The organism is Stutzerimonas stutzeri (assembly GCF_024448895.1).
GTDB lineage: Bacteria > Pseudomonadota > Gammaproteobacteria > Pseudomonadales > Pseudomonadaceae > Stutzerimonas > Stutzerimonas stutzeri_Q.
Genome location: NZ_JAMOIC010000005.1, coordinates 132,202 through 151,426 on the forward strand (window position 1 = coordinate 132,202; position 19,225 = coordinate 151,426).

At 61.6% G+C, this 19,225-nt stretch carries 12 protein-coding genes and 1 tRNA gene; 2 read left to right on the forward strand and 11 right to left on the reverse strand.

The annotated features are described in order from the left end of the window. Nucleotides 1-10: 10 nt before the first annotated feature. The 6 genes from NA619_RS08010 to NA619_RS08035 form a co-directional block, all read right to left on the reverse strand. On the reverse strand, nucleotides 11-1,003 hold the full coding sequence (locus NA619_RS08010; protein WP_255961253.1) for an Abi family protein: 993 nt from the start codon (nucleotides 1,001-1,003) through the stop codon (nucleotides 11-13). A 145-nt stretch (nucleotides 1,004-1,148) separates the two neighbouring features. After that, nucleotides 1,149-3,641: a type I restriction-modification system endonuclease gene (gene hsdR, locus NA619_RS08015; RefSeq protein ID WP_255961254.1), complete on the reverse strand. Its 2,493-nt coding sequence runs from the start codon at nucleotides 3,639-3,641 to the stop codon at nucleotides 1,149-1,151. Between the two features lie 201 nt (nucleotides 3,642-3,842). Then, nucleotides 3,843-3,918, reverse strand: a tRNA-Thr gene (locus NA619_RS08020). 75 nt (nucleotides 3,919-3,993) lie between these two features. Continuing rightward, the gene (locus tag NA619_RS08025) at nucleotides 3,994-5,199 is read right to left on the reverse strand and encodes a methyltransferase (RefSeq protein ID WP_255961255.1); all 1,206 of its coding nucleotides are present in this window, start codon (nucleotides 5,197-5,199) and stop codon (nucleotides 3,994-3,996) included. Between the two features lie 118 nt (nucleotides 5,200-5,317). Next, nucleotides 5,318-6,694 carry a TRAP transporter large permease gene (locus NA619_RS08030; RefSeq protein WP_255961256.1) on the reverse strand — a complete coding sequence of 459 codons (1,377 nt, stop codon included), beginning with the start codon at nucleotides 6,692-6,694 and terminating at the stop codon, nucleotides 5,318-5,320. Further along, nucleotides 6,687-7,232, reverse strand: a complete 546-nt coding sequence (locus NA619_RS08035; protein ID WP_255961257.1) for a TRAP transporter small permease subunit — start codon at nucleotides 7,230-7,232, stop codon at nucleotides 6,687-6,689. Before NA619_RS08035 ends, NA619_RS08030 begins: the two co-directional genes overlap by 8 nt. Before the next feature lie 194 nt (nucleotides 7,233-7,426). Between NA619_RS08035 and NA619_RS08040 the strand changes: the two genes are divergently transcribed. Continuing rightward, nucleotides 7,427-8,527, forward strand: a complete 1,101-nt coding sequence (locus NA619_RS08040; RefSeq protein ID WP_255961258.1) for a TRAP transporter substrate-binding protein — start codon at nucleotides 7,427-7,429, stop codon at nucleotides 8,525-8,527. 60 nt (nucleotides 8,528-8,587) lie between these two features. Here the strand turns inward: NA619_RS08040 and NA619_RS08045 are convergent, their stop codons facing one another. From NA619_RS08045 to NA619_RS08060, 4 genes are all read right to left on the reverse strand, one after another. Beyond that, entirely contained in the window at nucleotides 8,588-9,013 is a 426-nt protein-coding gene (locus tag NA619_RS08045) for an OsmC family protein (RefSeq protein WP_255961259.1), read from the reverse strand. A gap of 90 nt (nucleotides 9,014-9,103) precedes the next feature. Beyond that, entirely contained in the window at nucleotides 9,104-9,412 is a 309-nt protein-coding gene (locus tag NA619_RS08050) for a DUF2388 domain-containing protein (protein WP_255961260.1), read from the reverse strand. 70 nt (nucleotides 9,413-9,482) lie between these two features. Then, entirely contained in the window at nucleotides 9,483-14,183 is a 4,701-nt protein-coding gene (locus NA619_RS08055) for a PAS domain S-box protein (protein ID WP_255961261.1), read from the reverse strand. 218 nt (nucleotides 14,184-14,401) lie between these two features. After that, nucleotides 14,402-16,051, reverse strand: a complete 1,650-nt coding sequence (locus NA619_RS08060) for a L,D-transpeptidase family protein (protein ID WP_255961263.1) — start codon at nucleotides 16,049-16,051, stop codon at nucleotides 14,402-14,404. Between the two features lie 238 nt (nucleotides 16,052-16,289). Between NA619_RS08060 and NA619_RS08065 the strand changes: the two genes are divergently transcribed. Beyond that, the gene (locus NA619_RS08065; protein WP_255961264.1) at nucleotides 16,290-17,000 is read left to right on the forward strand and encodes a murein L,D-transpeptidase catalytic domain family protein; all 711 of its coding nucleotides are present in this window, start codon (nucleotides 16,290-16,292) and stop codon (nucleotides 16,998-17,000) included. A 140-nt stretch (nucleotides 17,001-17,140) separates the two neighbouring features. On the opposite strand, the gene NA619_RS08070 is transcribed toward NA619_RS08065, so the two are convergent. Beyond that, nucleotides 17,141-18,925 carry a GspE/PulE family protein gene (locus NA619_RS08070; protein ID WP_255961265.1) on the reverse strand — a complete coding sequence of 595 codons (1,785 nt, stop codon included), beginning with the start codon at nucleotides 18,923-18,925 and terminating at the stop codon, nucleotides 17,141-17,143. Between the last annotated feature and the right edge of the window lie 300 nt (nucleotides 18,926-19,225).

The window sequence follows — 19,225 nt, forward strand, 5'->3', positions numbered from 1 at the left end:
GTAGCAGGCGTCAGAGCGGCGCGTGCCAGAAGGGGTCGTCTTGCCAGTGTTGTGGAAAGCCCATGGCGCGCAGGTCGACCTCGGGGAAGTCGGCCAGCAACTCATGCAGGCGCTTGTCCCAACTGGTGTGGGGGCTCGTCTGGCGCATCAAGTGATTCAGGATGGATAGCACCGGATACATGCGCTTGTGCGTACCTGTTTTCAGGTGCTCGGGCCAAGGGAACCTAGGCTTTTCTGGCAGCTTGGGTCGAATACCCAATTCGCGGTTCCAGAGGCGAGCGTGGTGGGCGCAGATATTTCGAATGGTGGTCAGAGTGTGCAGCCACGACTCCATCAGCGGTGCTACCAGATTCAAGCGCCGTGCGATGGATTTGCGATCAGAGTCGTGTGCAAGCCCGGCATAGAGATGAGATAGGTCCCCGAGCGTCAGTTCTTCCACCATTGCCCAGCCCGGCATCAGCTCTGGATTTCGGTAGGTCAGCGGGTAGTGGCGCGCGTAGCTCTCATGGGCGCGCTGTCGCTTCAGGTACGCCTTGCGCTCATCGTCGGGAAGCCGGTCGATGTTCTTGCACTCACGCGCATAGTCGCGCAAGGCACGCACTTGTTTATCGCGGATGGTATCGAGCAGGCGTTCATGGTTGTACTGGTGCTTAAAGACTTGGGCATCCAGATACCAATGAACCCCACGGCTGGGGCCCATGTGGTTGCTGATCATTGCGCGGGCTGCCACCTCCACCCGCTCCACGGCATCCATTACCAGCAGTCGCAGGCGGCGGTCAAAATCGTAAAGACAAGTCAGGTTGCGGAAACCTACGTCGGTACGGAAGCCATGTTGTGGGTCGTCGACGCGCTGGAAGGGGCGCATGTAAGGCGTCAAACGGAAGAAGCTGACCGCTTCGAGGAAGTGCCGGGCGCGCGCTTCGTTCTGGATCTGCAGGCCGCGTGCCTTGAGCAGGGCGATCTGCTCGTCAATGTCGATAGCGGGTTTGTCGAAGGTTCTCATGCGACAAAACCTACAGGCATAAAAAACCCGCTCAATTTGTGCGTAACTGCCGAGGCAGCCATAGGCATGGCGGGTGTATTGCGCGCAAGACTATTCACTACGGTCGGTTTTTGCAAGAGCCAGCGTTTGAAGGCGATCACCGGTTTCAACTTGCTTGCGTCCACAGCTGGCCGTTGATCTCTTCCAGAACCACCGCGAGATGACCGCCGAGCATCTTGTCCAGCCGAGTGCTGCCGCCGTCATTTCTGAAGGCTTCGCCAATCTGTTTCTCGTCGATCACCACTTCGTGGACCAGCTGTTTGGCCAGGCGCTCTAGCCATTTGCGTTGGACTGGGGTCCATGGCTGCAAGGCGTAGATGCTCTGCATAGCCTTGGCCACGCGCTGCTCGAATGGAAGCAGGGCCTCGCCGAGGGCCGCGCGGCGGATGAAGCCGACAATGCTTGCCGCGATCTCCTGATTGGTCTGGTTGCGCCAGGCGCTCTGCAGGTTCACTTCGCTGTAGCCATGCCCGTCGAGCAGCAGGCGCACTTCGCGCAGTTGTTCGCGGGTTAGGTCCTGTGGGCGGTTGAAGGACTCGATCTCGAAGTCGAGCTCGTCTTCGAGTTCGGCCACGTCCACCTCGCCAGTGCTGGTATCGATAACGCTAACGGTCTCGCCACGGGCGAAATGGATGCCGTTCTGGCTGAGCAGGGTCTGGTAGCGGATCGGCGGTTCGTGATCGATGAGCCAGTCGTCGGCCACGGCTTCGCGGTAGCTGTAGGTGAAGATCGGTGCGCCGAAGACTTCGCTGGTGTGCTTGGCCGGCGTAGCGGTGAGGCCGATGCGGCAGGCGTCAAAGTAGTCGAGCACGCGACGGTACTGCGAGAGGTACTGGCTGAAGTCGCGCACTGCCAGCTCGCCTTCGGTCATTTCCTGATCAAGCGTGTAACCACGGTGGGCTTCGTCGACGATGATGCAGTCGAAGGCGTCGATGGGTGGCGGGTTGTCCGACTGGAAGATGCGCCGGACCATGGCCTGCACAGTGGCAACCTGAACACGTGTTTCGGCCTCGGCGGCCATGTCGCCCAGTTCCTTGACGTCGTAGATCTGGGCCAGGGTGTGGTTCTGCTCCAAGGTCGCTTCGTTGAAAGCCTCAATGGCCTGCTGGCCGAGCGCGCTGCGGTCGACCAGAAAGAGGATGCGGCGGAAGCGCTCGGCCTTCAGCAGGCGATACATCAGGCCAATGATGGTGCGCGTCTTGCCGGTGCCTGTTGCCATAGCCAGCAGACATTGGCGGCGGTTGTCGGCGAGCGCCTGTTCGACGGCGCGAATGGCGTTTTCCTGATAGTCGCGCAGCTTGAGATAGGCAAAGCCTTCCTGCTGGAGTTTCGACTCGGCCTCTTCGCGGCTGCGCTGAAGCAGGTCGCGCAGGCCGTCCGGGGTGTGGAAGTCCTGCAGCGGACGGCGCAGGTTGGCCGGGCTGCGCAGGTCACGGAACCAGATGCCGGACTGTTCGGCGAGCTGCCTGATGTAGGGGCGGCCATTGCAAGCGAAGGCGAAGGGGACCTTGAAGTAGCCGCCCTGGCCGTCCGCCCAGCCTGCATCATGCCCGGCCGGATCCAGATCACCTGTAATGGTCAGCTGACGTGCATAGCGCTCGGCCTGGGGGATGCGGTCAGCAATGTTGATGCGCTTGCGTTTGGCTTCAACGATGGCAACCGGGGTGAGACCGGCGAACAGCACGTAGTCGGCGTTTTCTTTCGGCTTGCTGGTCGGCCATTCGGCAATCGCCTTGTTTTTACCCTTTTCCGGGCGCGCACCCTTGCTATAGGTGAGGTCGAGCGAGTCGGCTTCCCAACCGGCATCGTTCAACTGCTGGTCGATGAGGATGCGGGTGAGGTCTTCGTTGAGGTCGAACTGGCTGCTGGCCTGCTGTGTCCTGCGTGTGACTTGCTGGGCAGCCTGTGGCTGATTCTCTAGCTGATCCTGCAGCGCCAGCAGGCGTGCTTCGAACTCACCGCGAGACTTGGCCAGTTCCGCCTCGCGTTCCATAGCGATTTGCTCGTAGACGCGCGCTTCCTCGTTCATCTGGTCAACGAGACTGGCTTGCTCTTCCTTTTCTCGTCCCAATAGCTCGGCTAGTTGGTTGTTACTTTCTAGTTGCTGACGGCTGTCGCCGAGCTCGGCGCGCAACTTCTCGATCTGCTCCTGCAGCTGGCGCAGCGGCGCGCTGGGGTCGGCAGGGGTGACAAAAGGTCCTGGCTTGAAGGCGCTGCCCGCGTCACTGAACGACTGGTGATACCAGATGGAGAGCGCGCGGGCGACCTTCAACCCATCCAGCGCCTCGCGGTGCTGGGTGCGGAATTCGTGGGTGGCCTTGTTGCCCTCAATTCGCAGGGTGTGGAATAGGTTGCGGATGTTAGCGTCGAGCTGGATCTCGCGGCTTAGCCGGTACAGCAGGTCTGACTGCGAGGTGGTGCCGTCCAGCTCGATGCCGGCCCGCGCCGCAAGATCCTGCGCCAGTGCCTCGCCGAGTTGGCGGAGCTTGATCAGCGTCGTATTGGGGTCGCTGGCGAACACGCGCTCGGCCGCATTGGCGAGCTGGAAGAAAACCGGAGCATGTTCTTTGAAAAAGGCGAAGTTACTGCTCTCTGGCATGTTCCATCCCTTGAATTTCGCCCGCCGGCTATTCGGAGGGTTTGGTCTTGGGATGATGATGCCAGACGAATATCGCCGATGTAATCAAAGAGCCTGAAAACGACTCAAGAGAGAAGGTGGGAAAGGCGGGACTCGTTTCTTATCGATGTAGCCACCTTCGGAACAAAAAAAAGCCCACATCGCTGTGGGCCTTTCTTTATATGGTGCCGGCACCAAGAGTCGAACTCGGGACCTACTGATTACAAGTCAGTTGCTCTACCAGCTGAGCTATACCGGCTAAAAGATGGGCGCCATTATAGCCATTGCTCGCCGGGAGTAAACTGTTTGTTGCCAGTTGTTTGCATGACTTCGTTCAAGTGGTTGCGCGCGCGAGGCCGCGCTCGGCAATGAGCATCAGATTACGTGGTGTCAGTTCGGCTGGGCAGAAGGTGCCAAGCCGGACCGCATAACCGTTTTCAGCGAGTAAAAGTGCGCGATCTAGCAGCAGCCAGAGTTCCAGCGGCCGGCGGAACAGGCCCCGCAGCAGCTCCAGGTTGCGCACCTCGGCAAGCCGCTGCCAGCCGCGCTGTTCGAGCGCGCCCCAGTCCAGGGGCGGTGGGTTCGGTAGCTTTTTCATCGCCGCCAGGTCGCGGCAATACAGCTCGAAGGTCTTTTTCAGCCAGCCGCCGGGCAGAGAAGGTGTCGGCAGGTACTCATTCGTACCCCGCAAGCCGCGTTGCAGGAGATCAAAGCCGAGACGCCAGGCCATTGACTGGTCCCGTTGGCGACGCTCGCGCGCTCCGGCGGTTACCGTTTCGCTTAAAGGCAGACCCAGGTCGTCCCGGGATAACTTGAGGGCCGATTCGGTCGCCATTTTGGACAGGGGCTGGTAGCCCTCGGTCTCGATGCGGTTGTAGCAACAGGGTGCAATTGCCAATTGCGGGCAGCGCCGCTCGATACTCAGCTTGATCAGTCGCACGTGAAGATCGCCGCAGGCATGCAGGGCTACGGGAGTGATGCTGGAGCCAAGCCGGGCTTTGACCTCGTCTCTCATGACGTCCTGCTGCTGGTGATGGGCGTCTATGCCCAGCCGCTGGCTTAGATGAGCACCGGCAGCCACCAACGCAGGGTCCCACTCGAGACAGGTAAGGGCGCCGCTGCGGCGTGAGAGCTGGCGCCCCAGATGCCCTTTGCCGGCACACCAGTCAAGCCAGTGGCCGGGGCGTTGGTTAAACGAAAGGGCGGAGTTGAACGCCTGGATTTGCAGCCATTTGCGGCCAGGTACATCGACTGAATGGCGCGCGTCAACTTCGGGGGCGATGGTTCGGGGCAACTCGGACACTGCACTCAGTACACTCGCTTCAGCCGCCAGGGCAGGGAAAGGGGCGGGAGCGATGAGCGTCTCGGGGTGGTTGTGCGCGGCCTCTGCGTCTTCCAGCGAGCGATTGCGCAGCCAGCATGCGAGCTCGGGATGATCAGCTTCCCAGTCCAGTTGATGATTGGTGAACGGGCGGGGCCGCCACAGCGACTGGTACTGCAACAGGAACGCGTCGAGCCTTTGAAAGCGCTCGGCAAGCATGGCGGGGCAGCATAGGTCGGTAGACATTGGTAGGCAGAGATGGGGGCTCGGCCCCTATGGTCTCGCTAAATGACTTGGCCGAAAAGCGAGACGCCCGTCGAAACGGGCGTCTGCTTGGCTATTTTCCGTAAACCTGCTCTGGGAGCCAGGTGACCAGCCCCGGGAACTGGTAGGCAATGACCAACAACAGGATCTGAATCAGGATGAACGGCACCACTCCTTTGTAAATGGTGCTCGTGGGGACTGATTTGGGCGTAACGCCGCGCAGGTAAAACAACGCGAAACCGAACGGCGGGGTAAGGAACGACGTCTGCAGGTTCAGGGCGATCATCACGCCGAGCCAGACAGGGTCCAGACCCATTGCCAGCAGCACCGGACCGACTATCGGTACCACCACGAACGTGATCTCGATGAAGTCCAGAATGAAGCCCAGCAGGAAGATCACCACCATCACCAGGAAGAAGGCGCCGAGCACGCCGCCTGGCAGTTGGGCAAATACATCCTCGATCAGCGCTTCGCCGCCAAAGCCGCGGAACACCAGCGAGAACAGCGATGCGCCAATCAGGATCAGAAACACCATGGCACTGATTTCGGTCGTGCCGTACGCCACCTCGCGCAGCTGGCCGAAGTTCAGCTTGCCTTTATAGAAGGCCAGGAACATCGCACCGAGCGCACCCAGCGCCGCGGCCTCGGTTGGTGTTGCGTAGCCCGCGAGGATCGAGCCTAGCACCGCGCTGATCAGCAGCAGCGGCGGCACTAGGGCGTTGATCAACTTGCCCCATTCGATCGGGCCGAGCTCTTCCTGCGGCAGGGCCGGCAGTTTCTTCGGCTGGAAGATGGCCACGCCGATGATGTAGAGGATGTACAGGCCGACCAGCAGCAAGCCGGGCAGAAGGGCGCCGACGAACAGGTCGCCGACCGAGACGGTCTTCGGCGAGAAGATGCCCATCTTCAGCTGCGCCTGCTGGTAGGCGCTGGACATCACGTCGCCCAGCAATACCAGCACGATCGAGGGTGGAATGATCTGCCCCAGGGTGCCCGTAGCGGCGAGAGTGCCTGTGGAGATGGCCGGGTCATAGCCGCGGCGCAGCATGGTCGGCAGCGCCAGCAGGCCCATGGTCACCACGGTGGCGCCGACGATGCCGGTACTGGCTGCAAGGAGCGCACCTACGACACAGACTGAAATTGCCAGGCCGCCACGCAAGGTGCCGAACAGACGGGACATGGATTCGAGCAGGTCTTCTGCAACCCGGCTCTTTTCCAGCATCACGCCCATGAACACGAACAGTGGAACGGCCAGCATGGTCTGGTTGTTCATGATGCCGAACAGGCGGTTTGGCAGGGCGCTCAGGTAGCCGCCGTCGAAGGTGCCGGTGACGATGCCGAGGCCGGCGAACAGGAGTGAAACGCCGCCGAGGGTAAAGGCGACCGGGTAGCCAGCCATCAAGGCGGCGCAGATGCTGATGAACAGCAGGATTGCCATCAACTCAGCCATGCTTCACCTCCTGCTCTGGCAGACGGCCAGCCATGGTGTACGCGGCTTTGATGACCTCGGAAACGCCTTGCAGGATGAGGCAAGCCACCAGGACGAGGATGATGCTTTTCTGCAGATACACGAACTTGAGCCCGCCCGATTCGCTGGAGCCTTCTAGCGTTGCCCAAGAGTTGGCGACATAGTCCCAGCTGGCCCAGCCGAGAAATAGGCAGACAGGCAAGAGAAACAGCAGCGTGCCGAGCACTTCGACCAAGGCCTGGTAGCGCGGGGTGAAACGCTGATAGAAGATGTCGACGCGGACATGGCCGTTACGTTGCAGGACCCAGGCGGCGGCACCCATGAAGACCAGTGCGTGTGCGTAAAGGACGGCCTCCTGCAAGGCCGTCGCACCAATGCCGAATCCGTAGCGCAGCACCACGACAACGGCAGTACCCAGAACTAGAAACATGGTCAGCCAGGCGCAGGCCTGTCCGAAGCGGGCGTTCACCGCATCGATCACTCTGGCGAGACCGAGCAGTGGAGGGGCATGGTTCGACATGGCAGATCCTTTATTGTTATGGCCAGACGGCCGGCGATTCTAGGCGTCTGTGCGAAGGTGTCGCAACCGGCAGTACTACGTACGTAGTGCATGTACGTAGTCGCGGCGCTTGAGTGAGGGGTAGCCATATGATAGCTAGAACCACCTGATTTCGGTGTTCCGAGATTCAGCATTACAACAACAAGGAGTGACTCATGAAACGTCGTCAAATTCTGGCCGCCGCTGGCGTTGGTCTGGCCGCGACCGCACTGGCCGGTTGCAACAAGGAAGCCGAAACCGCGAGCAAGCCCGAAGGCACCGCAAGCACCGAGAAATTCAACTGGAAGATGGTCACTTCGTGGCCCAAGAACTTCCCTGGCGTGGGCGTTGGCGCGGAAAACTTCGCCAAGCTGGTCAACGAGATGAGCAGCGGTCGCTTGACGGTCAAGGTGTACGCAGCGGGCGAGCTGGTTCCGGCGCTGGAAGTGTTCGATGCGGTCTCGCGCGGCACCGCCGAAATGGGTCACGGCGCCCCTTATTACTGGAAGGGTAAGGTACCCGCGGCGCAATTCTTCTGCGCATTGCCGTTCGGTCCCAACGCTCAAGAAATGAACGCCTGGCTGCACCGCGGCGGCGGCATGGAGCTGTGGGAAGAGGTATACAAACCCTATGGCGTACTGCCGATGGCCTGTGGCGCTACCGGAGTGCAGACCGCGGGCTGGTTCAACAAGGAAATCAATTCCGTTCAGGATTTCGAGGGCCTGAAGATGCGGACCCCTGGTCTGGGCGGCGAAGTACTGACGAAGATGGGCGGCACCGTGGTCAACATGCCGGCCGGTGAAATATTCACTGCGCTGCAGACCGGAGCCATCGACGCGACCGAGTGGATCGGCCCGTACAACGATCTCGCGCTGGGTCTGCACAAAGCCTCGAAGTACTACTACACGCCGGGCTGGCAGGAGCCGAACGTCACCTTCGAGCTGGATGTAAACCTTAAAGCCTGGGATACCCTGCCTGATGACCTGAAAGCCATCGTTCGCGCCGCAGCCCGCGCCGTCAACGGTGACATGCTCGACGACTACAACGCCAAGAACATGGAAGCGCTGGAGCAGCTGCGCGAGCAGGGCGTCGAAGTTCGCCGGCTACCCGATGAAGTGCTGGCCCGACTGAAGGAAGTGGCGGCCGAAGTGGTTGACGCATCCGCTGCAGCGGATCCGGTCGCGGCTAAGGTGTGGGAGCAGCAGAACGCCTACCTCAAGCGACTGTACGAGTACGCCGAGTTGAACGAGAAGGATATCTACAACATCCGCGGTTGATCTCCGAGCCGCGAAACGGAAAACGCCGCCTCGTTGGGCGGCGTTTTTTTGTCTGCCGGATCAGCTTTCCAGTGTGGCGCTCAGACTGATCTGCGCGTTCAGCACCTTGGAAACGGGGCAGCCTTCCTTCGCCTTGTTGGCGATTTGCTGGAACTGGCTTTCGTCTGCGCCGGGGATCTTCGCGTTCAGCGTCAGCGCGATGGCCGTGATGGAAAAGCCTTCGCCGTCCTTATCCAGGGTGACTTCAGCCTTGGTATCTATGCGTTCGGCGGTAAGGCCGGCCTGACCAAGCATCATCGACAGTGCCATGGAGAAACAGCCGGCATGCGCCGCTCCGATCAGCTCTTCCGGGTTGGTGCCCGGTGTGTCTTCGAAGCGGGTATTGAAGCCGTAAGGATTGTCCTTCAGCGCGCCGCTCTGGGTGCTGATGGTGCCCTTGCCGATTTTCAGATCACCTTGCCAGACGGCGGATGCGGTTTTTTTCATGATTTCTCCAGATGCTGCGAATGGATGGAAGGCGGTGCATACGAGCCACCTTGTGGGCGAGACCGCCGACAGTCGATCGCCGTACTCGTGCTACTGCTGCTCTGCGGCGAGAATGGCGTTCGCCAACTGCATGTCGCTCGCCTGCAGCTGCGGTTGTTCAGCGCGTACTTTCAATAGCATCGCTTCCAGATACGGCCCGCGAATGGCGCCGTCGCTGGCGACGAAGCTGCCAGCATCCTCTTGCGCGGCTGCGACCAGCTTGTCGTCACGGAAGGTCATGTACGTGGACGCAGTGGTCGCGCCCGAAGACAGGATCTGCCGGACGAAACCGCTGTCCGCCATGGCTGCGCCGAAGGGCACGCAGGTCAGGGTGATTGCCGCCAGTATCGTTTTACGCATGATCTCTACCTCTGCTGGTTCCTTCAGTAGAGAGTGCGGCGTGGTCGGCAGAGTTCCTTGCCGCTTGCCGCTAGCCGCTGCGCTCGATCAGCTGGCGAACCTTGGCGGCAAGCATGTCGATACTGAAGGGCTTGGCCAGCATGTCCATCCCAGGGCCAAGGAATTCGCCGCGTACTTCAGCATTCGGTGCATAGCCGGTAATGAACAGCACGCGCAGATCCGGTCGGTGCTGCCTGGCGATCTCCGCCAGCTGCCGGCCATTGATGCCCGGTAAGCCAATATCGCTCACCAGCAGATCGATACGCTGATCGCCCATCAGATAAGGCTGTGCCGTGCTGCCATCGACGGCTTCGAGCACCTGGTAACCGAGTTCCTGCAGCACCTCAACCACCAGCATGCGCACCGCCGCCTCATCCTCGACGACCAGCACGGTTTCGTCACTCTGAGCGCCTTGCACAGCCACTGGCGTGTCGTAATGCTCTTCCAGCGGCTCTGCCCGGGCCCGGTTGCGTGGCAGAAACAGGGTGATCAAGGTGCCTTCGCCCGGCGTGCTATCGATACGTACGTGGCCACCGGTCTGCTTGACGAAGCCATAGACCATAGACAGGCCAAGACCGGTTCCCTGGCCGATAGGTTTGGTCGTGAAGAACGGGTCGAATGCCTTGGCGACCACTTCGGCGGGCATGCCGCAACCGTTGTCGGCCACGCTGAGGGTGACGTACTCCCCTGGTTCGGGGCCGTCGCGCTGAGCGCTGTTGATTTGCACCGAACCGGTCTGGATGACGAGCTTGCCGCCTTCGCTCATGGCGTCGCGTGCGTTGATCACCAGATTGAGCAGCGCATTCTCCAACTGGTGCGCATCGGTATAGGCCAGCCATGGGTCTTTCTGCAGGCGGGTGTCGAATTCGATGTGCTCGGCCATGGTGCGGCGCAGCATGTCTTCCATCGACTCCACCAGCTGATTGACGTCGACGGGTTGGGGATCGAGCGACTGGCGCCTGGCGAACGCAAGTAGTCGATGGGTCAGCGCAGCGGCGCGATTGGCCGAACTCGTTGCGGCGTCGACGTAACGGCCGAGGTCATCCACCCGACCGTTGGCGACTCGCCGTTGAATGAAATCCAGTGCGCCCAGAACACCCGTCAGCATGTTGTTGAAGTCATGGGCGAGGCCGCCGGTCAGCTGTCCGATGGCTTCCATTTTCTGTGCGTGGCGCAGCGTCTCTTCGGCACGCTCACGTTCGCCCATCTCGACGTGCAGCAGGTGGTTGATCTCAGCCAGCTCGCGGGTACGTTCGGCAACGCGGCGTTCGAGGTTGTCGTTCAGCTCACGCAGGGCTTCTTCGGCTGTGACCTGGGCGGTGATGTCGGTGTTGGTGCCAAACCAGTGGGTTACCTGCCCGAAGTCGTCGCGAATCGGCAGTGCCCGGGCGAGGAACCAGCGGTATTTGCCGTCCTTGCCGCGCAAGGGGAAGGTTTCTTCCCAGATCGAGCCGATCGCCACGGCCCGTTTCATCGAGGCGCTCACACGTACGTGATGGTCAGGATGATGCACGGAGCGCCACCCGAGTGCGCGCATGGCTTCGAGCGTTGTGCCGGTGTAGTCGTACCACCGCTTGTTGTACCAGTAGATTCGCCCTGCGGGATCGGCCATCCAGGCGAACTGACTCATGTTGTCCGCCAGGGTGCGGAACTGCTCTTCGCTGGCGCGCAGGGCACTTTCGGCACGCATGCGCTCGTCGGCCGTCCAGGCCCGGTCCGCGACTTCGCGAATGAAGGAAATGTCTTCCTCGGCCCACTGCCGTGGCCGGTCCTGCAGCAGGATCAGCGCAGCCCTGAGGACGCCCTGTTCCTGCAACGGCACGCACACCAGACTCTGGATGCGCCGCAGCCGCAGACTTGCGGCCTGAGCGGCGGTACGCGGGTCATGCAGCACGTCGTCGACCACCACCAGTTCGTCGTTCTGCAGGTCGTAGATGAAGTCGCCGTAGTCGGCGAAGCACATGCGTTCGGTGTAGTCGCCCAGCGCGCCGTCGCTCCAGTAGCGCTCGACGGTGGCGTACTGGCCGCCCGGCTCGATGGCCAGGAAGGCGGCACGTGTCACCTTGAGCGTCATGCCCAGCGCTCGCACGGCGGCGGTGACAATGGTCACGCTGTCAGGTTGGCCGCGCAGCAGGTCGCCCAGTTCCATCAGCACCGACTGGCGCTGTTCGGTGATCTGGCGCTCCTGAATCTGTTCCTCGAGCAAGGCGTTCATGCGCAGTAGCTTCAAGGCGGCGTTGCGCTCGGCAGTGATTTCCCTGGCTGTGCCGAGCAGTCGAACCTTGCCATCGGCATCCAGCAGGCGGCGGCCTCGATTGGTCAGCCAGCGGAACTGGCCGCTGCCCTCGTCGTACACCCGGTAGTCAAGATTCAGCTCGCCTCCGCCAACGCCATCCAGCGCATTACGGAATGCGGTGATCAACGCGCGGCGATCATCGGCATGCACGCGTGCAAGAAACTCGTCCACGGACAGCTCCGACTCGCTGGGGGCCAGTCCTGCGAGTGCCTTGAGCTGGGAATCCCAATGCACCGAGTTGTGCTCGAAGTCGTAGTCCCAGACGCCGATCGCGGCGATCTCGTTGGCCAGGCTGACGCGCTGTTCGGCTTCGAGCAGGGCTTTGCGGGCTCGCGCGCGGTCCGATGCGGCGCGGATACGCTCGGCCACTTCGCGTACCAGCGAGATGTCGGCCTGGCTCCAACCGCGCGGTTGGAGGCTGGCGAAAAGCAGAAAGCTGCCATTGGCGGACTGTTCCAGCAGCGGAGTCAGCAACAGGCTGCGGTAGCCCAGATGGTCGTGCAGGGAGCCGCAATTGCCATGGCAGTCGGCTTCGTCGAGCAGGTCTTCGAAGGGCACGATCAGCCCTTGGGTCAGCCGCAGGCGCAGGGTCTGGGCACAGCCGCCAAGCAGGTAGGGCTCGGCTCGTGACTTTCCGGCCGTCTCGGGCCAGTGCTGGTCGATGATCAGGCCGTCGCGCTCGTCGAGATGACCTTCGCAGATGCAATCTGCTCCCATCAGATGGGCCAGCCGCTCGGCCATCATGTCGGCCAAACCGATGCGGCTACCGCTGTCGTGCAGCCGGTCGCTGAGCTCGAGCAGATAGGACTGCTGCGCATCGCTCCGGGCTCGCTCGCTGATGTCGGTGAAGGTGCAGATGGCGCCATGCAGCACCTCGTCCCGGTAGAGCGGGGCGACGCGATATTCCACCGGAAGGCTGGTGCCATCGAGGCGGAAGAACAACTCGTATTCAACGTGGGCTGGCTCGCCAGTCTTGGCGGTCCGCTGGATCGGGCACTCTTCTACCGGGTAGGGCGAGCCGTCCGGGTGGCTGTGATGGATTAGCTGATGCAGCTGGCGTCCGATCACTTCATCCTTGCTGGCGAAGCCGAGCAGGTTGACGAAGGCCTCGTTGCAGAGCGTGACCAGGCCATTGGTGTCGATGGAGTAGAAGCCTTCGCTGGCTGCATCCAACAGGCTGCGGGTAAACGCTTCGCTCTCGAGACGCTTGATCTCTGCCAGGCGGCGCTCATGTATGTCCTGTGCCACCAGGACCCAGTGGAGCAAGCGGCCATCGCAATCGTAGACAGGTGCACCGCTGCCCTGAAACCAGCGCTGGCTGCCGTCTGCGGCCAGCAACGGCACTTCGAAATTACCGGCCTGGCCCGATTTCAGCGCGCTGCGCCATTGTTGCAGGACGGCGTCGCGGTGATCCGGTGCTACGGCTGCAAGCCAGCCCATGCCGGACGATGCTTCGGCGCTCATGCCAGTGAAATCGCACCAGTAGCGATTGCAGAAGATGAGGTGTCCGTTGGCGTCGCATTGCCAGATGACCTGGGGGCTGAGGTCGACCAGCGCGCGGTAGCGCTCTTCGGCTTCGCGTATGGCGGCCTGCTCGTGCAGGCGCTCGGTCAGGTCGCGCAGGATCTGCACGAAGCCCAGATGATGGCCGCGATCATCCTTGAGCGGCATTTGCACGCCGCTGGCCCAGAAGTGACTGCCGTCCTTGCGGTGATGCCAGCGTTCGTTGATCGCCGAGCCTTCTCGCGCTGCGGTCGCCATCTCGGCCCCGGGTGCCCCGCGGGCTACGTCTTCCTCGATGAACAGGCGTGAAGCGGACGTGCCGATGATTTCATCTGGCTGCCATCCGAGAATGCGCTCAGCGCCCTGATTCCAGCTGGTGATCTGGCCGTGAATATCGGTCGTGAGGATGGCGTAATCCACAGCGCTATCGATGATCTGCCGATTGCGCTCATTGGCCACACGGCTACGCCGCAGTTCAAGCAGCGCCATGACCTGTCGACCCAGCGCCTGCAAGTGGGCGCGCTGACGCTCCGACAGTTGACGCGGCTCGTTGTCCAGGACGCACAGCGTGCCCAGCGGAAGTCCGTCGGGGGTGCGCAGTACCGCGGCGGCGTAAAAGCCGGTCGAGCCCTTGGCCAGCGGTTCGTCGGCGAGGTCCTCGATCACCAGCGGTTCGGAATGGGCGATGGCCCTGGCGCAGAGCGATTCGTCACGGGGGCGATTGCCGTGATCGACATTCACCGAAGCTTTCACCCACTGGCGATGCCGGTCGATGAAGACGATGGCGGCGCTGGGGCTGGCGCATAGCTCGGCGGCGAGGAGTACCAGATCATCGAAGGCCGCCTCGGCCGGGGTATCGAGAATTCGGTATCGAGCCAGCGCGGCCAGCCGGTCAGCTTCATTCCATGTGTTGACTAAATTCTTGTCGTTCAAAACTTCTGCTCGGCTATCCGTGGCGGCAAAAAAGATCGTGGTGTTCAAGCTTGTGTGACGGTCCCCCATGAACGGGTGGATGCTGTCGTCAATTGCAGAGTCTAGGCGGTTCGCACGTTACCGGCGCATGTATCGGTGGCAAGTAGACCTCGGTATACGGGCAATCTGCCAGAGCCGCCGGTCCGGTCCCGAGCGGTTGCGCGTAACAGCCGATTGACTTACTGGGACACGTCGAATGGGCGAGCAGGTAACGTGAGGCCGCGGTCGGCTGCTTGCAAGGCGTCCAGTAGCGCAGGGTCGCGGTGGTATACATCCGGCCGAAAGCGCGGTTGGCCATCGCGATCGGCTTCGGCTGTCCAATAGGCCAATAGTATCGGCGTTGATTCGGCTGGGCGGAATTCGTACGTCTTACCCGCGTCCAGCAGCCCGGCTACCCGGTCGCGCTCGGGCTGGGTCAGCAGCAGATCGATCAGCTGCATGACCGACTCGACTCTGACACAGCCTGAGCTGAACGCGCGTTGCGAGCGGGCGAAGAGCCCCTGGCTCGGCGTGTCATGCAGGTAGATCGAGTAGGGGTTGGCGAAGCGGATCACCACCCTGCCGAGTGGATTGTCCGGCCCCGCCGCCTGACGCAGCAGGATCCGGCCCGGGTTGTTCCAGTCGATAGTCGCCGGATCGAGCACCGCACCCTGGTAGTCCAGGACCTGCAGCTTGTGTTCCGCGAGGTAGTCGAGGCTCTCGCGGATTCGCGGCAGTTTGTCTTCACGCAGGATGGTTGGTGGCACCGTCCAGGTCGGGTTGAGCGTGAGGCGGGTGACGTTCGACTTGATCGACGGAGTCTGTCGGGTATCGCGGCCTACCTGGCCGCGAGCCTCCCATTGCGGGCTGTTGTCGCGAAAGAAGATCACCCGGCCACCGGCGATGTCCACCAGCAACGAGCGCGGCTCGATATCGCCGGCAAGCCAGCGGAAGCGTTCAAGGTTCACCCGCAGCTGATTCAGTCGGTCTTGTGGCGTCGCGTTCAATGCAGCAAGGGTGCCGCTGCCGAGGACGCCATCGTCCTGCAGTGCATGGCGTCGCTGAAAGCCCTTGAGCGCCTCTTCAAGAGGCTGGCTGTAGAGATTCTCGGCGGCGTCTGGCGCGATGACCTCGTCTTGCAGGTCTCCGTCGGCGCTCAGCCGTTGCCGAAGCAGTGGCACACGAGGGTCGGTCATGCCGGGACGCAACGTCTTTCCGGCGGGAATCGGAAGGTGGTCGGGCAAGGGCTCGCTGCGCAATCGCGCATAGGCCTTGCGCAGATTGAGGTACTGCTCCAGCGACGGACGCGCCTTGTTGAAGGCGTGCTCCAGCTGAGTCAATCCCTCGGCGGCGATCAGCAGCAGGCGCTCATCGGCTTGCTGTTGCGCGCTCACATCTGGGCTGCGCCATACCGGTTCGGTGCGATCTTGCGGCAGTCGGCCCTGGGCCAGATGACGCAGCGCGGACAAGTAGGCGTGACTTACGAAGATATCGCTGCACTCGCGGTCGCGGGGATGCGGCGTGGCGGTCTGCATCACCCGACGAATGGTCTCGAGCTGATAGTCCGCTGGATCGATGCCGTCGTCCGCCAGCGCTAGAAGTTGAACAAGCAGCTCGTCGACCTGCTGATATGACGTCCACAGTGGCTCGTAGTGTTGACGGCGATAGAGCTCAGATAGCCGCTCTAGAGCGGTTTCGTCGATCTCCTCCCAAGCCTTGCCGCAGGCATTGGGCAAATCCTGCAGGACCGGCTCCAGGGAACCATCTGAAGTCAACGTCGGGTCAGCCGTAACCGATCCGGCGCCAGAAGCGAGGATGGCGAGCAGAAAGAATGTATGTTTTTTGTACAACGCCTCACTCCTGGCTGACCAGCTGACTGCTAGACTCCGCCGCTCGAACTGCCGTGGCGTCTGGAAAACCAGGCTCTTTCAGGCTATTGGATCATGATCGATCAGACGATGTGGGAGCCTGTCAGGTCCCGTCTGATTTAACTATCGCTACTGTAATTGATTGCTTTGGCCTGGTAGCGAACTGGGTCGTCAACCGACAGGGAATGTTCGGAATTGGCGGCGCCGAGGTGTTCTGACAATGATGAGTTCGCTACGTAGCCTCTGTATGGCAGCGGGATTGCTTCTGTCTTCCCCGCTGATGGCGGCCAGCGCTGACTATCGGCCGGTCGTGGAGTCACTTTCTCGTGTCGCCCCGACACTGGATGTTCAAGTCCTCACCCATGCGGTGGCCGCGATGCAATGCGCGGTCAACAACGGCGCAGCTCCCGCGCAACGACTGGCGGTGATCGATTTCTCGTTGCCGTCTTCGGAACGCCGTCTCTGGATCTTTGACCTTAAGCAGCGGCGATTGTTGCTCGAGGAATTCGTCGCCCATGGGATGAAGTCCGGGGAAAACCTCGCTACCCGTTTCTCCAATGTCCTGGGCAGTCATCAGTCGAGCATCGGTCTGTTCCGTACCGCTGAAAGCTATAGCGGCAAGCATGGCTACTCGCTGCGCATGGACGGGCTCGAGCCTGGTGTGAACGATCTGGCGCGCGAGCGGGCGATCGTTATTCATCCGGCCGACTACGTGAACCCGGCCTGGATCGCGACCCAGGGCCGCATCGGTCGCAGCCAGGGTTGCCCCGCGGTACGCCCGGAAGTGGCGCGTATGGTGGTCGATAGCCTGAAGGGCGGGCAGTTCATGTTTTCCTGGTATCCGGATCAGGAATGGCTGCAGTCGTCTGCCTACCTCAATTGCGAACCGAGTCAGGTGGCCACGCTGCTGGCATCCAAGTCTGGGGGCTAGAAGAATTTGTTTGCGGCCGGCTGAGGCGATGGACCGCCGATGGGTTCGGCACTGCACGGTTTGCGCGGATCCGATCCATCTTGTCTTGCTGGCAGCGAGGTGGATTTAAAAAGCGACATCCACCCTACGCCAGGCTTTAGCTACCTCTGCTCGCTCTGCGGGGTGACCCGGAGCACTTCTTCCAATGTGGTCAAACCTGCCGCGATTTTCTGCGCGCCGGACAGGCGCAGGCTATGCATGCCGTCCTTGAAGGCTTGACGGCGTAAGGCGATGAGATCGGTGTCGGCTGTGATCAGCGGCTTGATCGCGTCATTAAGCAGCATGATCTCGTAAACGCCCGCACGTCCTCGGTAGCCCGTGTCGCGGCATTCGATGCAGCCAACCGCCTGATGCGCATTGCTCGGCAGTGGCGCGTTCCAGGGCTTGGTCAGCGCCTGCCAGTCGTCGGCATCCAATTGGATTGGCGCCTTGCAGTGGGGGCACAGCGTGCGCACCAGACGCTGGGCCATTACGCCGAGCAGCGTTGCGCGAAGCAGGTAGTGAGGTACACCCAATTCCAATAGGCGAGTGATGGCGCTCGGTGCGTCGTTGGTGTGTAGCGTCGAAAGCACCAAGTGGCCGGTCAGCGCGGCCTGGATAGCCATTTCGGCGGTTTCCAGATCACGGATCTCGCCAACCATGATGATGTCCGGATCTTGTCGCATCAGTGCGCGCACGCCGCTGGCGAAGGTCAGGTCGATGTTGTGCTGCACTTGCATCTGGTTGAAGGCGCCCTCGATCATCTCGATCGGGTCCTCGATGGTGCAGACGTTTACTTCCGGCGTCGCCAACTGCTTGAGCGTGGTGTACAGCGTGGTGGTCTTGCCCGAACCGGTCGGCCCGGTGACGAGGATGATGCCGTTGGGCTGGCCGGTCATGGTCTGCCAGCGGCGCAGGTCTTCGGCGGAAAAACCCAGCTGATCGAACCCCTTGAGCAGCACTTCGGGATCGAAGATCCGCATCACCATCTTTTCACCGAACGCAGTCGGCAGGGTCGAGAGGCGCAGCTCGACCTCGCCGCCATCTGGCGTTTTGGTCTTGACCCGACCGTCCTGCGGCTTCCGCTTCTCGGCGACGTTCATGCGCCCCAGCGATTTGAGCCGGCTGACCACCGCCATAGCCACCTGGGGCGGGAATTGATAGACGTTGTGCAGCACGCCGTCGATGCGAAAACGCACGCTGCCCTGCTCGCGGCGCGGTTCGATGTGGATGTCGCTGGCACGCTGGTCGAAAGCATACTGGAATAGCCAGTCGACGATGTTCACCACATGGGCGTCGTTGGCGTCGGGCTCCTGGTCGCTGGCGCCGAGGTTAAGCAGCTGCTCGAAGTTGCCGGTTCCGCTGATCTTCTGATCATTGGCGGTAGCGCCGCTGACCGACTTGGCCAGCCGATAGAACTCCACCGTGAAACGCTGCAGGTCGACCGGATTGGCCACCATACGCTTGATCGGTCGTTTGAGCACATGGGTGAGGTTGGCTTCCCAGCTCTTCACGAAAGGCTGGCTGCTGGCGATGGTGACCGCTGAATTGTCCACCGCCACGGCGAGGATCTTGTGCCGCTGTGCGAAGGCGTATGACATCAACGGCGTGACCGCGGCAACGTTGATTTTCAGCGGGTCGATACGCAGATAAGGCTGCCCTGCCTGCTCGGCGAGCCAGACGGTCAGCGTTTCGAGGTCCAGTTTCTTACCGGGGCGGGCCAGGTCATCGAGTTGCTGAGCGCCGAGAAACTCCAGCGGATGTTGCTGGCTGTTTGCCGCACTGCGGCGCTGAGTCAGGCACTGTTCGGCGGTTTCCTGCTGCAGTCGACCCTGAGCGACCAGATCGCGCAGCAGGTCGTTGAGATCGAGGAAGCGGTCCTGGGCAGGCGAATTCAACACGGGCATTAGGCCTTTCGAACGTGGCGGAGACGAAGGGCAAGCTTGCCGTTAAAACCGCGCGTTGTCTGCCTGACCGGTCCAACTTTGCGGCCTCGTCGCGACGATCGACGGATGGCGACGCACCTGAGCGAAGCGCCGACTGCGGCGGTAAGCAGTGGACGTCGCTTTTTTGTATTCACCGTGGCTCCGCTGTCAGAGCGCCATCTGATGAGTCGGTACAGTCATGTAGGGTGGGCTTCAGCCCACCAGATTCTGGTGGGCGGGCACAGGTCAGGCGCCGGTAACGCGACTTTGCGATAGCGGTGG